The sequence below is a fragment of the Actinacidiphila yeochonensis CN732 genome, assembly GCF_000745345.1.
In the GTDB taxonomy this organism is placed as follows: domain Bacteria; phylum Actinomycetota; class Actinomycetes; order Streptomycetales; family Streptomycetaceae; genus Actinacidiphila; species Actinacidiphila yeochonensis.
This window is the reverse complement of record NZ_JQNR01000005.1, coordinates 1860947-1875570: the sequence shown is the minus strand read 5'-3', so window position 1 is coordinate 1875570 and position 14624 is coordinate 1860947. Positions and strand designations below refer to the sequence as shown.

General features: G+C 72.1%; 13 protein-coding genes, 1 tRNA gene and 1 pseudogene. 7 read left to right on the top strand and 8 right to left on the bottom strand.

Translation table 11 applies throughout. The annotated features are described in order from the left end of the window. Positions 1-313: 313 nt before the first annotated feature. On the bottom strand, positions 314-1519 hold the full coding sequence (locus BS72_RS19875; RefSeq protein WP_037912310.1) for an MFS transporter: 1206 nt from the start codon (positions 1517-1519) through the stop codon (positions 314-316). 218 nt (positions 1520-1737) lie between these two features. Here BS72_RS19875 and BS72_RS19870 point away from each other — a divergent pair, with 218 nt between their 5' ends. Beyond that, the gene (locus tag BS72_RS19870) at positions 1738-2109 is read left to right on the top strand and encodes an ArsR/SmtB family transcription factor (protein WP_037912308.1); all 372 of its coding nucleotides are present in this window, start codon (positions 1738-1740) and stop codon (positions 2107-2109) included. A gap of 121 nt (positions 2110-2230) precedes the next feature. Here BS72_RS19870 and BS72_RS19865 read toward each other — a convergent pair whose 3' ends face one another. From BS72_RS19865 to BS72_RS19855, 3 genes are all read right to left on the bottom strand, one after another. Continuing rightward, a complete protein-coding gene (locus BS72_RS19865; RefSeq protein WP_037912306.1) occupies positions 2231-2884 on the bottom strand; it encodes a response regulator transcription factor in 654 nt (217 codons plus the stop codon). A gap of 457 nt (positions 2885-3341) precedes the next feature. Further along, positions 3342-4208, bottom strand: a complete 867-nt coding sequence (locus tag BS72_RS19860) for a helix-turn-helix domain-containing protein (protein WP_037912305.1) — start codon at positions 4206-4208, stop codon at positions 3342-3344. 216 nt (positions 4209-4424) lie between these two features. Then, entirely contained in the window at positions 4425-5177 is a 753-nt protein-coding gene (locus BS72_RS19855; protein WP_051951294.1) for an IclR family transcriptional regulator, read from the bottom strand. A gap of 107 nt (positions 5178-5284) precedes the next feature. Between BS72_RS19855 and leuC the strand changes: the two genes are divergently transcribed. The 4 genes and pseudogenes from leuC to BS72_RS19835 form a co-directional block, all read left to right on the top strand. Continuing rightward, the gene (gene leuC / locus BS72_RS19850) at positions 5285-6682 is read left to right on the top strand and encodes a 3-isopropylmalate dehydratase large subunit (RefSeq protein ID WP_037912303.1); all 1398 of its coding nucleotides are present in this window, start codon (positions 5285-5287) and stop codon (positions 6680-6682) included. 62 nt (positions 6683-6744) lie between these two features. Continuing rightward, the gene (gene leuD, locus BS72_RS19845; protein WP_037912301.1) at positions 6745-7362 is read left to right on the top strand and encodes a 3-isopropylmalate dehydratase small subunit; all 618 of its coding nucleotides are present in this window, start codon (positions 6745-6747) and stop codon (positions 7360-7362) included. A 294-nt stretch (positions 7363-7656) separates the two neighbouring features. After that, positions 7657-8451 (top strand): SGNH/GDSL hydrolase family protein, encoded by a 795-nt coding sequence (locus BS72_RS19840; protein WP_037912299.1) that lies wholly within the window; start codon positions 7657-7659, stop codon positions 8449-8451. A gap of 182 nt (positions 8452-8633) precedes the next feature. Then, positions 8634-8879 (top strand): annotated as a pseudogene (locus BS72_RS19835) (TetR family transcriptional regulator); the annotation flags it as partial. 106 nt (positions 8880-8985) lie between these two features. Here BS72_RS19835 and nusG read toward each other — a convergent pair. The 3 genes from nusG to BS72_RS19820 all read right to left on the bottom strand — a co-directional run bounded on the left by nusG (position 8986) and on the right by BS72_RS19820 (position 10452). Then, the gene (nusG, locus tag BS72_RS19830; protein ID WP_037912296.1) at positions 8986-9894 is read right to left on the bottom strand and encodes a transcription termination/antitermination protein NusG; all 909 of its coding nucleotides are present in this window, start codon (positions 9892-9894) and stop codon (positions 8986-8988) included. A gap of 90 nt (positions 9895-9984) precedes the next feature. Beyond that, positions 9985-10269, bottom strand: a complete 285-nt coding sequence (secE, locus tag BS72_RS19825) for a preprotein translocase subunit SecE (RefSeq protein ID WP_037916782.1) — start codon at positions 10267-10269, stop codon at positions 9985-9987. 110 nt (positions 10270-10379) lie between these two features. Then, positions 10380-10452: transfer RNA gene (locus BS72_RS19820), tRNA-Trp, on the bottom strand. A 422-nt stretch (positions 10453-10874) separates the two neighbouring features. Here BS72_RS19820 and BS72_RS19815 point away from each other — a divergent pair. Beyond that, positions 10875-12125, top strand: a complete 1251-nt coding sequence (locus tag BS72_RS19815) for a pyridoxal phosphate-dependent aminotransferase (protein WP_037912294.1) — start codon at positions 10875-10877, stop codon at positions 12123-12125. 204 nt (positions 12126-12329) lie between these two features. Further along, positions 12330-13370, top strand: coding sequence for an adenosine deaminase (locus tag BS72_RS19810; RefSeq protein WP_037912293.1), 1041 nt, complete (start codon positions 12330-12332; stop codon positions 13368-13370). Between the two features lie 106 nt (positions 13371-13476). Here the strand turns inward: BS72_RS19810 and BS72_RS19805 are convergent, their stop codons facing one another. Then, on the bottom strand, positions 13477-14532 hold the full coding sequence (locus BS72_RS19805) for a UDP-N-acetylmuramate dehydrogenase (protein WP_037912292.1): 1056 nt from the start codon (positions 14530-14532) through the stop codon (positions 13477-13479). Between the last annotated feature and the right edge of the window lie 92 nt (positions 14533-14624).

Here is a 14624-nt window from a genome sequence, read left to right as displayed (position 1 = left end):
CTGGTCCGCGGACGTCGGGCGGCACCGGGGTGCGTCGCGCGCGTCGTCGGGCGCGGGAAAAACGATGTTCGGCCGGAACGGTCCCGGAAATCGGGACAACAACTCGGTCCGGGGGCCTTGTCTTATGCTCTCCACGCCACGTGGACGTATTCAACAGACTCCGGTGAAAGGTTTGTAAGAAATCCTCAGGAGATCGTCCGAAAAAGGTCAGAGAATTGTCAGGACGGCCGCTCCGGCGAACGCGGAAAGCAGTACGAAACACAGCGGCCGGAAAACCGTTCCCGGTTTTCCGGCCGCTGAGGCTGTATCCGATTTACCGCAGGCCGGCCTCGACCCGGTCGGCCGTCTCCGCCGACGCGTCCGGGACGGCGCCGCGCCCGGTCCGGCCGCCCAGGCTGCCGAACACCACCACGAGGAGACCGGCGGCCGCCAGGACGGCGCCGACCCACAGCGGGGAGATGTACCCGAGCCCGGCGGCGAGGGCGAGCCCGCCGAGCCAGGCACCCAGCGCGTTGCCGACGTTGAAGGCGGCGATGTTGGCGCCGGAGGCCATCGAGGGTGCGTCCTGCGCGTACTTCATGGTCCGCACCTGGAGACCTGGGGCCGTGGACAGGCCGATGGTGCCCATGAGCAGCAGCATGACGACCGTCGCGACCTTGCTGTGCGCGGTGAGCGCGAAGACGCCCATCACCACGGCGAGCGTGGCCATGAGGACCGTCAGGGTGGCGTTCAGCGACCGGTCCGCGGCTCTGCCGCCGACGAAGTTGCCGATGAACGTCCCGACGCCGAAGAGCACCAGCAGCCAGGGCACGGTGCCTTCGGAGAACCCGGTCACCTTGGTGAGCGTGAACGCGATGTACGTGTAGCCGCCGATGACGCCGCCGAAGGCGAGGACGCTGAGCGCGATGGAGACCCAGACCTGGCCGCGTCTGAAGACGGTGAGCTCGCGGCGCAGGTCCACGCCGCCCGCCCCCGAGGTCGAGGGCACCAGGGCCTGGACGCCGATCAGGGTGACGACGCCGATGGCGGTGATGGCCCAGAAGGTGGAGCGCCACCCCGCCTGCTGGCCGAGGAAGGTGCCGAGGGGCACTCCCAGGACGTTCGCGGCGGTCAGGCCACCGAACATCAGCGCGATGGCGCTCGCCTTCTTGTTCTCGTCCACCATGTCGGCGGCGACCACCGCGCCGACGCTGAAGAACGCTCCGTGGCAGAGCGCCGCGACCACCCGGCCGACCATGAGGACGCCGTAGTCCGGGGCGATCGCGGAGATCAGGTTGCCCACGATGAACAGCAGCATCAGGCCGACCAGGACCTTTTTGCGGTCGAAGCGGGAGAGTGCGGCCGTGAGGGCGAGGGCGCCGACCGCGACGCTCAGCGCGTAGCCCGAGACCAGGTAGCCGGCCACGGACTCCGACACGCCGAAGTCGTCGGCCACGTCGGGCAGCAGGCCCACGATCCCGAACTCCGTGAGGCCGATGCCGAAGCCGCCTAAGGCCAGGGCGATGAGGCCGACAGGCATGATCAATCCTCCGTAGCGAAGCGGTGGGGGCCACGGAACCGCACCCCCCGACGACTCATCGAAGTATTGCAGAACTTCGATATGAGCTGTCAAGGGGCGCCGTCGGCGGCCACGGGACGACACCGCACGGGGTCCCGTCGGCCACACATCGCCTAGTATCGATACACCTGAAGCGGGCGACCGATCGGAGCCGCTCTCCGCGACCTGGAAGGCTGGCGATGTCGACTCAAGCCCCCCTCGCCCCCGACGACCTCGCGGACCTGCTGGACGTGCTGAAGGCGCTGGCCAACCCGGTGCGCCTGCAGGTGCTGCAGTGGCTGCGGGAGCCCGAGCGCCACTTCCCGGTCGAGCCCGAGGTCACCGATCCCCGGACGGTCGGCGTCTGCGTCAGCCACATCCAGGCCAGAACCGGTCTCGCCCAGTCCACCGTCTCGGCGTACATGTCGTCGCTGGAACGCGCCGGGCTGGTCCGCTCCACGCGCGTCGGCAAGTGGACCCACTACCGCCGGGACGAGGAGCGCATCGCCGCGGTCGTCCGGCGCATGCAGGAGGGCATCGGTCCGCTCGACGGGCCGGCCGCCGGGATCTGAGCGAGTCGCCGAGATCCGAACGGTCGGCGAGGTCCGAGCGGGCCGCCCGGGCGCGGGTCGGCCGCGCCTGGCCGGCGCGCCGCACCGCCCGGGCCGCCGCACCGCCCGGGCCGCCGGCCGGTCACGGCTGACCGAGCCGGAACCCCACCCCGCGCACGGTGACGATCCAACCGCGTGAACCCAGCTTGTTGCGCAGGCTGCTGACGTGGGTGTCGATGGTGCGGCCCCGGCGCGACCACTCGTCGCCCCAGACCCGGCGCATCAGCTCCCGGCGCGAGACGGTGCCGCCGGACTGGGACACCAGCAGGTAGAGCAGGTCGAACTCCTTCGGCGTCAGCTCCACCCGGCGCCCGTCGAGGAGCGACTCGCGGGTGTCCCCGTCCATCAGCAGCGGGCCGTGGGAGACCGTCGGCCGCTCCGCCGGCGCCCGCCGGTGGGGCGCGGCCCGCCGCATCACCGCCTCGATCCGGGCCAGCAGCTCCGGGAACCCGTACGGCTTGACGACGTAGTCGTCGGAACCGGCCCGGAGTCCGAGGACCCGGTCGAGTTCCGTACCGCGGGCCGTGACCGTGATGATCGGGACGTCGCCGGCGGCCCGCATCCGTCGGCACACCTCCAGCCCGTCCAGATCCGGCAGGTCGAGATCGAGGAGGACCAGGTCGACGGCCCCGTGCGCGGCCAGCGCCTTCTCCCCGGTGCCCACGCTCGTCGCGAGGTGGCCGTTCCGGCGCAGCCCCCGCAGAAGCGCTCCCGCGGCCTCTTCCTGCGAGTCCACAACGAGGATGCGGAGTAAAGCGTCGCTCGTGCCCATGTGTTCTGCGGCTGTCAATCCATCGTCTCCGGGACGGGTGCAACGCCGACTATGCTGCTCGAACTCTGGAACCATAACCGGCCCTGTGGTAGTTCTGTCAATGACGGCATGGCCTGGCTCTGCCGCGATGGCCCGATCCGGTCGTCTCCGCCGCACATGCCCCGCCGATTTTCCGCCGATAGCGCCCTTCGCCACAGCATGCAGGTGCGAAAAGCAGATAAAGCGCGATTGGGGAAGTGTCCGGTGATTTTCCGTCGGCGCGCCCGCACTGCCCCGCCGACCGCTCGGCCGGCGTTCCCGGGACAACCGGCGACCGCACTCTCACCCCGTCTGTCGGACGGATTCCCCGTCCGGACGGTTCGGCGGAGCCGGTTCCCGCCGCCCTGCCGGGGGGGTTCGACCGCCACGGGCCGCCCTCGGATCAGATCTCCGCGGCTATCCGGCGCAGCAGGGCGGGGGTCTCCCCCGGAGCGAGCGCGCCCGCCCGCAGCGCGTCGAACCTGCGGGCGAAGGCCCAGATGGCGCTGTCCTTGTCGCTGACGTTCGACCCTCCGTCACCCGAGTCGGTCCGGACCACGGTGAGGCTCGGGGCCTCCAGCTCCAGCAGCGTGAAGGCCGTGCCGGAGCGGTAGGTGGCGATGTTCAGCGGCAGGATCTGGACGGTCACGTTGGCGAGCGCCGTCAGACGGATGATCTCCTCGTACTGCTCCCGCATGACGTCGGGGCCGCCGACCGTCCGCCGCAGAGCCGCCTCGTCGAGGACGCACCAGAGGTCCGGGCCGCCGGCCCCGCGGGTGAGCCGCTCCTTGCGCTCCATCCGCAACTGGATGCTGCGCTCGACGAACTCCGTGGTGTGCTCCTCCGTCGGCTTCGCGGATTGGAGCATCTCCCTGACGTAGCGCTCGGTCTGGAGAAGCGGGAGGACGGCGTTCGGCTGCCAGGCGCGGATCGCCCGCGCGCCCGTCTCCAGGCCGACGTACATCGCCATGCCGCGCGGCATCACACCGCGGTACCGGGACCACCAGCCGCGGCTGAGGGAGTCGCGGTGGAGCTCCGTGAGGAAGTCGACGTCCTCCTGGCCTTCCACGCCGTAGCGGTCGAGCAGGACGTGCAGTTCGGCGGCGGATCTCAGCGCGGTGAGGCCGTTCTCCAGCCGGTAGAGCTTGGTGACGGAGAGCGCCAGGCCCTCGACCGCCTCGGCGAGTGTGAGCCCGGCCTTCTCTCTCGACCGGCGCAGTTCCGAGCCGAGTTGCAGGCGCCGCACGGTGGGCCCAGCCGGTACCGCCATGAGCCTGCCTCCCCAGGGGTCCAGTCCACGGGCCCGACGGGACAGGGCCGGGTCCTCAGCGGAGAGTCCTCGCTCCGTCGCGCAGAGCGTAGGGCAGCGGATGGGCCGGTCGGGGCGGAAGTGGCGAACTCCGGTGCGGTCGAGACGACTTGGGTAGTCCGGAGGCTCCGCCGTCGCCGCGGGGGGCTCGGCCGAGCGGTGAGCAGGCCGCCGGCCTCAGAAGCGGTCGGCATTGTCGAGCAGGGTGGAGCGGATGCGGGCGAGGTGCGGACGGAGCCGGGTGGCGGGGCCGCTGACCGCCAGCGCCGCGGTGGCCGACCAGGCGCTTCCGGCGACCGGGTCGGCGACCGGAACGGCGGCGGGGCCGGGGACGGGACCGGGAACGGCGCCGGGACCGGGAACGGCGGCGCGGCCGGGACCCGGGACGGGAACGGCGACGCCGAGCACGCCGGGTTCGCCCTCCTGCGGGCTGACGCACCAGCCGTCGGCGCGGATGGCGCGCAACTGCCGCTCGTCCGCGCCCTGGAGGTCGGAGGCCGGCGGCGACCAGGCGAGCAGCACCTTGCCGGCGGCGGTCGCGGTCAGCGGGAAGGCGGTTCCGGCGAGCACGGTGTCGCGTAGGCCGTGCCGGGACTCCGCCGAGGCGACGCACACGCAGTGGCCGTCCAGCCGCCGGTAGAGCTGGACGCTCTCCCCTGTGAGGTCGCGGATCTCGTGCAGCGCCCGCTGGTTGGCGTGCGCGTCCGGGGCCGACGACGGCACGGCGCCCCAGGCGCGTACCCGCAGGCCGACGGCCAGGGAGCCGTCCGCACCCCGGTGCAGCACGCCCTGCGCGACGAGCCTGCCGACGATCCGGTGCGCGGACGAGTAGGGGATTCCGGTGGCGGAGCGCACGTCGTCGAGCCGTACGGCACCGGCCGCCACGGCGTCCACCACAGCCACGATCCGCTCGATTCCGGTGGCAGCCATGGCACCGAACTCCCCCTTCGCACCGCCGATCTGACTGTGTTAACTTACGGCGCATCCAAGCTTCGAGACAGAATGTCTCATATAGCGAGACGAAAAAAGGGGGCCCCGTGGCTGCCACCACCCTGGTCGACAAGATCTGGGACCGTCACGTCATCGACGGCGGCGAGGCGGACCTGCTGTACGTCGATCTGCACCTGCTCCACGAAGTCACCTCGCCGCAGGCGTTCGAGGGCCTGCGTGCGGCCGGCCGCGGGGTCCGCCGCCCCGACCTCTGCGTCGCCACCGCCGACCACGACGTCCCCACGACCGGCACGCACCTGCCGCTGGCCGACCAGATCGGCGCCCGGCAGCTGCGGCTGCAGATCGACAACTGCCGCGAGTTCGGCGTCGAGCTGCACCCGATGAACACCCCCGGCCAGGGCATCGTGCACGTCATCGGCCCGCAGATGGGCCTGACCCAGCCCGGTATGACCATCGTCTGCGGCGACAGCCACACCGCCACCCACGGCGCGTTCGGCGCGGTGGCCTTCGGCATCGGCACCAGCCAGGTCGAGCACGTCCTGGCCACCCAGACCCTGCGCATGGCCCGCCCCGGCACCATGGCCGTCACCGTGGACGGCGCCCTGCGCCCCGGCGTCACCGCGAAGGACCTGGTGCTGGCGGTCATCGCCCGGATCGGCACCAACGGCGGCACCGGCACCCTGATCGAGTTCCGCGGCGAGGCCGTCCGCTCGCTGTCCATGGCCGGACGCATGACGGTCTGCAACATGGCCATCGAGGCCGGCGCCCGGTCCGGCCTGGTCGCCCCCGACGAGACCACCTTCGCCTACCTGGAGGGACGCGACCGCGCGCCGAAGGGCGCGCAGTGGGAGCGGGCGCTGGAGGACTGGCGCACCCTGCGCACCGACGAGGGCGCGGTCTTCGACCGCGAGGTGCGCCTCGACGGTTCGCTGATCGGCCCGCAGGCCAGTTGGGGCACCAACCCCGGGCAGACGGCCGGCATCGACGACCGGGTCCCCGACCCCGCGCGGTTCGCCGACCCCGACGAGCGGCTGGCCGCGGAGAAGGCCCTGGAGTACATGGACCTGACCCCCGGCACCGCCATGCGCGACATCCCCGTCGAGACGGTGTTCATCGGCTCCTGCACCAACGGCCGGCTGGAGGACCTGCGTGCCGCCGCCCGGGTGCTGCGCGGCCGCAAGGTCAGCTCCGGGGTGCGCGCCCTGGCCGTCCCCGGCTCGGCCCGGATCAAGCACGAGGCCGAACAGGAGGGCCTGGACCGGGTCTTCACCGACGCCGGCTTCGAGTGGCGCTCCCCCGGCTGCTCGATGTGCGTCGGGATGAACGGCGACGTCGTCGCCCCCGGCACCCGCAGCGCCTCCACCTCCAACCGCAACTTCGAGGGACGGCAGGGCCCGGGCGCCCGCACCCACCTGGTCTCCCCCGAGTCGGCCGCCGCCACCGCTGTCGCCGGCCACCTGGCCGCCGCGGCCGACCTGGTCTGACCCGCCGGCCGGGCGACCGCCCGCCGATGCCCGCCCCCGCCACCCGCACTTTGGAGAACCCGATGGACCCCGTCACCCGCGTCACCGGCACCGCCGTCCCACTGGACCGCTCCGACGTCGACACCGACCAGCTCATCCCGGCCGTCTGGATGAAGAAGACCGAACGGACCGGCTTCGAGGACGGCCTGTTCCAGAAGTGGCGCCGCGACCCGGAGTTCGTGCTCAACCAACCCGAGCGCAAGGACGCCACGATCCTGGTCAGCGGCCCCAACTTCGGCTGCGGCTCGTCCCGCGAGCACGCGCCCTGGGCGCTGCGCGACTACGGCTTCAAGGTGGTCGTCACGCCCGGCTTCGCGGACATCTTCCGCAACAACCTGCCCAACACGGGCCTGGTCCCGGCCTGGGCCGACCCCGGCACGGTCCGCGCCCTGCTGGACGCCACCACCGCGGACCCGACCGCCGAGATCACCGTCGACGTCGTCGCCCGGGTGATCCACTGCCCGGCCGCCGGTGTCGCCGACGCCCCGTTCTTCCTGGACGACGCCGCCCACCACCGGCTGGTCAACGGCTTCGACCAGATCGACCTGACACTCCAGTTGGACGACCTGATCGCCGCCCACGAGTCCCGGCGCCCGGACTGGCTGCCGACCGGCACCGGCGTCGTCGCCGAGGCCCGTTGACCCCCGCGGCCCTCTGACCCGTCACCCGCGCTCCCCCTCCGCGTCCGCGCCCCTCCGCCCCGAATCACCCGAACGTGCGTCGCCCGTCGGAGGGGCGCGGATGTCCTGAGGTGCGGAAGGGGCGCGCGGGGCGGGACGCGCTCCCCCGCGGCGGCCTGCGACGTCGCCCGTATCGCAGCCGACACCCAGGCGGACGCGGGGTCTACGCGGGAAGAATCTTTGGCATGGACACTTCCCAATCACGGTTACCGCGCGGTACCAAAGTCTCGCAGCGATCCCCCCATTGGAGGTCCCGTGAGACTCAGCAGGCCCCTGACAGCCCTTGCCGCCGCCACGTCCTCCCTGGTGGCTGCTCTGGTGCTGTCGAGCCCCGCGAACGCCGCCGGAGTTTCGTACGTGGCGCTCGGCGACTCCTACTCCGCCGGCAACGGCGCGGGCAGCTACATCAGTTCCAGCGGTGACTGCCACCAGAGCACCGCCGCCTACCCGGAGCTGTGGGCCCAGGCCCACTCCCCGTCCTCGTTCACCTTCGCCGCCTGTTCGGGCGCCGTGACCACGGACGTCACCAACAGCCAGCTGGCGTCCGTGACCTCCTCCACCACGCTGGTGTCGATCACCGTCGGCGGCAACGACGCGGGCTTCGCCGACGCCATGACGACCTGCGTGACCAGCACCGACAGCGGATGCGTCTCCCGGATCAACACCGCGGAGGACTACATCCGCAACACCCTGCCCGGCCGGCTCGACACGGTCTACGACGCCATCCACGCCAAGGCCCCGAACGCGCACGTCGTGGTGCTCGGCTACCCCGACATGTACAAGCTGGGCGTCTTCTGCGTCGGCCTCAGCAGTACCAAGCACCAGAAGATCGACGAGGCCGCCGACCTGCTCGACACGACCATCTCGGGCCGCGCCGCCGCGCACGGCTTCACCTTCGGCGACGTCCGGACCACCTTCAAGGGCCACGAGCTGTGCTCGGGCGACGACTGGCTCCACTCCCTCGTCGTCTCGCCCACCTGGGAGTCCTACCACCCGACGGCGACCGGCCACGCGGACGGCTACTACCCCGTCCTCAACGCCGACGCCTGACCCCTCCCGCCGCGCTCCCCGCGCCCCGGGACCGCTCCCCCGAAGGTCCCGTCCCGACGGACGGGACCTTCGCCGTCCGCCAGGACCAGGCCGACAGCTTCCCACGGGCCGTCAGTCCTGGTTGCCCGCCCACACGGTGGGGGTGCGGTGGGACCAGGGCGCGGCCTGCTCCAGCTGGCCGGCTCAACTCCATAGCGGAACTGCCCGACCGCGGCCACCCGGCGCGCGTGGTGGTCGAGACCCACAAGGCCGATCAGGCGCGCCGGCTCGCCGAGCTGTGCGCCAGGGCCGGCCTGCCCGACCCGGACGAGGCGGCCGCGGAGATCACCTTCGTCCTCGAAGGGGCCCAGGTGAGCGCGCAGAACGGAAGTGTCGAGCGCGTGGGCGAGCGGCTCCTGCGGATCGTCGCGGCCGTCCTGGATCGCTGACCCGCAGCGTTCCCGCATCAGCGACAGAGCCCCTGACCAGCGGTTTCCCGCCGGCCAGGGGCTCTGTCGAAGATCGTTGTCGAAAATCGCTGCCGAAGATCGAGAACTAGTTCTTCTGGATCTGGTCGAAGCTCAGCTCGACCGGGGTCTCGCGGCCGAAGATCTCGACGAGGCCCTTGACCTTCTTCGAGTCGGCGTTGATCTCGTTGATCGTGGCCTGGAGGGTCGCGAACGGACCGTCGGTGACGGTGACCGAGTCGCCCACCTCGAAGTCCAGGACCTGGACCTCCACCCGGCGGGGCTGCGCGGTGCCCTCGGCGATGGCGGCGGCCTCAGCCGCGGCCTCCACCTCGGGGGCGAGCATCTTGACGATCTCGTCCAGCGTCAGCGGGTACGGGTCGTAGGCGTTGCCGACGAAGCCGGTGACGCCGGGGGTGTTGCGGACGACGCCCCACGACTCGTTGGTGAGGTCCATGCGCACCAGGACGTAGCCGGGAAGCTTGTTCTGGCGGATGGTCTTGCGGTCGCCGTTCTTGATCTGAACGACTTCTTCCTGCGGAACCTCGGCCTGGTAGATGTACTCCTCGACGTTCAAGGAGACGGCGCGCTGCTCCAGGTTGGCCTTCACGCGGTTCTCGTACCCGGCGTAGGTGTGGATCACGTACCACTCGCCCGGCAGGGTGCGCAGCTCCTCGCGGAACGCGGCCACCGCGTCGACCGGCTCGGCCTCGTCCTCAGCCTCGGCGTCCTCGGCGGCTTCGGACTCCTCGGCGTCCTCGTCCTCGACCTCGTCGGACTCGTCGTCCTCCTCGGCGTCGTCCGCCTCTTCGGAGTCCGCAGCGTCCTCGGCGTCGTCCTCAGCGTGCACGGCGTCCTGCTCGGCGGACTCGCCGGCGGCCGAATCGGCAGCCTCGGCCTGGTCGGTGTCGCCGTCGGCCGCCTCGACGATGTCGCGCGCTGCGTCGTCACCCTCGACGGAGTCGTCGTCGGCGGCGTACACGTTGGGGTCAGACACGGTGACTGCTTCTTCCTGACTTCAAAGGGTGGGACGTACGACAGGCGCCGTCAGCACGGCGCCGGCCGCAGGATCAACGAGTGGTCGTCATCATCCGAAAACGTACGAGACGAGCTTCTCGAAACCCCAGTCAACCACGCTGACGAACGCGATGACGACGACAACGAAGACAATCACCACACTGGTGTACGTCATCAGGTCGTTGCGGCTCGGCCAGACGACCTTGCGCAGTTCGGCGACGATCTGGCGGTAGAAGAGCGCGAGGCGACCGAGGGGACCCTTCTTGCCGCGCTTGCCACCGCGGCGGGCCTTCTTCTCGGCCTCGTTCCCGTCCTGCTCTGCTTCAGGACCCAAGACCTCGTTGGAGTCCGTGATCTCAGTCACTCGTCCTCACCTGACTCCGGGTCGTGGCCGAGCCGCGCCCGTCGCGCGGTACGGCGAGTGCTTCCATCTACCTGCCCACGCCCACGGTCGGACGTGTTCAGCAGGGCCGGAGGGACTTGAACCCCCAACCACTGGTTTTGGAGACCAGTGCTCTACCAATTGAGCTACGACCCTTTGGTGACGCCCCCAACGTACCGCACGTGTCCGCCGGGAGGGCCATCGACGGTTGAGTGTACGTGCTCAGCGGCGGTCCGTCGAACGTCTTCCGCCCCGACGTGCCAGGAAGCGGGCCCCAGATCGGTGGGAATCCGCCCGGAAGGGGACCGGAATCTGCCCGGACGCGGGCCGGAAGCAGGCCGGACGCGGGCCAGGACCGGGCCGGAGCGGGGCCGCAACCGGGCCGGATGAGGCACGGAGGCCCGGACCGTGGCACCTCCGGCGGGTGGAGCAGGAGACGGAGAGGAGGGGGAACAGGAGCGGACAGGAGGCGGCAGGAGACGGGCAGGTGGCGGGCCCGGCGAGCGGCCCGTCGGCGGCTCGGGTGGGAGCGGGGAACTCGGGTGCTCCGGCGCGCCGGGGTCTGGGACGATGCGTGTATGAGCGCAGCCACTCCCTCCGACGCACCTACTCCTCAGGCCCCGTCCGAGCGGCGGGTTTCGGTCCGTATCGGGTCGATCTCCGAGTCCGCCACCCTCGCCGTCGACGCCAAGGCGAAGGCCCTCAAGGCCGCCGGGCGCCCGGTGATCGGCTTCGGCGCCGGCGAGCCGGACTTCCCCACGCCCGACTACATCGTCGAGGCCGCCGTGGAAGCCTGCCGCGACCCGAAGTACCACCGCTACACCCCCGCCGGCGGCCTGCCCGAGCTGAAGGCCGCCATCGCCGCCAAGACGCTCCGCGACTCCGGCTACGAGGTGGACGCCTCGCAGGTGCTGGTGACCAACGGCGGCAAGCAGGCGATCTACGAGGCGTTCGCGGCGATCCTCGACCCGGGCGACGAGGTCATCGTGCCCGCCCCGTACTGGACCACCTACCCGGAGTCGATCCGGCTGGCCGGCGGCGTCCCGGTCGAGGTAGTGGCCGACGAGACGACCGGCTACCGGGTCTCCGTCGAGCAGCTGGAGGCGGCCCGCACCGAGCGGACCAAGGTGCTGCTGTTCGTGTCCCCGTCCAACCCCACGGGCGCGGTGTACAGCGCGGCGGAGACCGAGGCGATCGGCCGCTGGGCGGTCGAGCACGGCCTGTGGGTGCTCACCGACGAGATCTACGAGCACCTGGTCTACGGCGACACCGTCTTCACCTCGCTGCCGGCGATCCTGCCGGAGCTGCGGGACCGCTGCGTCGTCGTCAACGGCGTGGCCAAGACGTACGCCATGACCGGCTGGCGGGTCGGGTGGGTCATCGCCCCGAAGGACGTGGTCAAGGCCGCGACGAACCTCCAGTCGCACGCCACCTCCAACGTCAGCAACGTCGCGCAGGTCGCCGCGCTGGCCGCGGTGCGGGGCGACCTGTCGGCGGTGGCCGACATGCGCACCGCCTTCGACCGGCGCCGCCAGACCATGGTGCGGATGCTCAACGAGATCCCCGGCGTGGTCTGCCCGGTCCCCGAGGGCGCGTTCTACGCCTACCCGTCGGTGAAGGCGCTGCTGGGCAAGGAGATCCGCGGCAAGCGCCCGCAGAGCTCGGCGGAGCTGGCCTCGCTGATCCTGGACGAGGTCGAGGTCGCCGTGGTGCCGGGTGAGGCGTTCGGCACACCCGGGTACCTGCGGCTGAGCTACGCGCTCGGCGACGACGACCTGGTCGAGGGCATCTCCCGGGTCCAGAAGCTGCTCGGCGAGGCCCGCGACTGACCCCTGCTCCCAGGCCGCTCGGCCAGCAGCCGCACGGCACACGGGCGGCCGGTCCCCGGATGGCGGGGGTCGGCCGCCCGCCGCGTGTGAGGCGGGCGGGGTCCCTCCGGTCCGCCCGTTCGCGTTTTCGGGCAAGCCCCCCGATCGGTGGTGTCCGCCGCGCACCGGTACCGGGCGGGGTCCCGGATGTAGCAGGATCTGGGGATGGCACGCGAGGTACATGCGGCGCGCGAGATCCGCGAGCTGCCCAAAGCACATCTGCATCTGCACTTCACCGGCTCGATGCGGCCCTCCACCCTGCTGGAGCTGGCCGACCGGCACGGCGTCCACCTGCCCGAGGCGCTGACCTCCGGGGAACCCCCGCAACTGCGTGCCACCGACGAGCGCGGCTGGTTCCGCTTCCAGCGGCTCTACGACATCGCCCGGTCCTGCCTGCGCACCCCCGAGGACATCCACCGGCTGGTCCGGGAGGCCGCGGAGATGGACGCCGAGGACGGCTCCCGCTGGCTGGAGATCCAGGTGGACCCCACCTCGTACGCGCCCCGGCTCGGCGGGCTGATCCCCGCCATGGAGATCATCCTGGACGCGGTGCGCACCGCGTCGCGGGACACCGGGGTCGGCATGGGCGTCATCGTGGCCGCCAACCGGATGAAGCACCCGCTGGACGCCCGGACGCTGGCCCGCCTCGCCGTGCGCTACGCCGACCAGGGGGTGATCGGCTTCGGGCTGTCCAACGACGAGCGGCGCGGCCTGGCGCGGGACTTCGACCGGGCCTTCGCCATCGCCCGGGAGGGCGGGCTGCTGGCGGTCCCGCACGGCGGCGAGCTGACCGGCCCGCCGAGCGTGCGGGACTGCCTGGACGACCTCCACGCCCAGCGGATCGGCCACGGGGTGCGCGCGGTGGAGGACCCACGGCTGCTGCGCCGGCTCGCCGACTCCGGGGTCACCTGCGAGGTCTGCCCCTCCTCGAACGTGGCGCTGGGCGTCTACGAGAAGCCGGAGGACGTGCCGCTGCGCGCCCTGTGGGAGGCCGGCGTCCCGATGGCGCTGGGCGCCGACGACCCGCTGCTGTTCGGCTCCCGGCTGGCCGCGCAGTACCAGATCGCCCGCGACGTCCACCATTTCGCCGACGCCGAGCTGGCCGAGCTGGCCCGGCAGTCCCTGCGTGCCTCCTGCGCCCCGCCGGAGACCCTCGCCCGCCTCCTCGCGGACGTGGACGCCTGGCTGGCCGCCCGTACGGCGTAACGCGCCGGTCCCGGGGGATCGGGCCGGTCCCGGGGGGATCACGCCGCTCGGACCGTCGCCGTAGGCCCCTCAGACCGCCTCGCGGGCCGCCGGCCGTTCGGTCAGGTCAGAGCGCCGCGCCGACGAGGATCGGCTCGTTGACGAGGGTGACGCCGAACGCCTCGCGCACCCCGTCGCGGACCTCGCGGGCCAGCGCCAGCAGGTCCTCCGTGGTGGCGCCGCCCCGGTTGGTGAGGGCCAGGGTGTGCTTGGTGGAGATGCGCGCGGCACCGGTGCCGAAGCCCTTGGTGAAGCCGGCGCGGTCGATCAGCCAGGCCGCGGAGGTCTTCACGTCCTCCGGGCCGGCCGGGAACGCGGGCGCGACGGCGTCCGGACCGAGCCGCTCGCGCACCCGCTGGACGAAGGCGGCGTGCTCGGCCGGGGTGAGCACGGGGTTGGTGAAGAAGGAGCCGGCCGACCAGGTGTCGTGGTCGTCCGGGTCGAGCACCATGCCCTTGCCCCGGCGCAGCGCCAGTACCGTGTCCCGGGCCCGCTCGACGGGTACCCGGTCGCCGGCCTCGACACCGAGCGCGCGGGCGGTCTCCTCGTACTTCAGCGGCGCCGACAGCCCGCCGGCGTCCTCCAGCTCGAAGCGGACCCGCAGCACCACGAACCGGGACGGGTCCCGCTTGAACCGGCTGTCGCGGTAGGCGAAGTCGCACTCGGAGCTGGGCAGGGTGACGGTCTTGCGGGCCTGGCGGTCGTACGCCACCACCTCCGCGACCGTGCCCGCGACCTCCTGGCCGTAGGCGCCGACGTTCTGGATCGGCGTGGCGCCGGCCGAACCGGGGATGCCGGCCAGGCACTCGACGCCGGCCAGCCCGGCCGCCACGGTCACGTCCACGGCCGCCGCCCAGGGCTCGCCCGCCGCCAGCTCCAGCGAGGTGTCCGACAGCCGCACCCCCCGGGTGGCGACGCGGACGGCGGTGCCGGCGAAGCCGGAGTCGGCGATCACCAGGTTGCTGCCGCCCCCGATCACGAGCACCGGCTCGCCGCGCCCGTCCGCCTCGGCCACGGCGGCCACCACGTCCTCGTCGGTCTCGGCGGTCACCAGCCGCCGGGCCGGACCTCCGAGCCGGAAGGTCGTCAGGCCGGCCAGCTCCGCGTTCTCCGTCACGTCCACCTGCTCAGCGTACGGGGTGGGCGGAACGCGGCCCCCACACGCCACCCGGCCCGCCGCCTCCGCACCCCGCCCCGGCGAGCCGCCTCCGGTGG

Coding starts and splice junctions, on each gene's coding strand:
- BS72_RS19810 (WP_037912293.1), top strand. CDS start 12,330: ATGGCACGCGAGGTACATGCGGCGCGCGAGATCCGCGAGCTGCCCAAA.
- BS72_RS19875 (WP_037912310.1), bottom strand. CDS start 1,519: ATGCCTGTCGGCCTCATCGCCCTGGCCTTAGGCGGCTTCGGCATCGGC.
- BS72_RS19870 (WP_037912308.1), top strand. CDS start 1,738: ATGTCGACTCAAGCCCCCCTCGCCCCCGACGACCTCGCGGACCTGCTG.
- BS72_RS19860 (WP_037912305.1), bottom strand. CDS start 4,208: ATGGCGGTACCGGCTGGGCCCACCGTGCGGCGCCTGCAACTCGGCTCG.
- BS72_RS19815 (WP_037912294.1), top strand. CDS start 10,875: ATGAGCGCAGCCACTCCCTCCGACGCACCTACTCCTCAGGCCCCGTCC.
- BS72_RS19855 (WP_051951294.1), bottom strand. CDS start 5,177: ATGGCTGCCACCGGAATCGAGCGGATCGTGGCTGTGGTGGACGCCGTG.
- leuD (WP_037912301.1), top strand. CDS start 6,745: ATGGACCCCGTCACCCGCGTCACCGGCACCGCCGTCCCACTGGACCGC.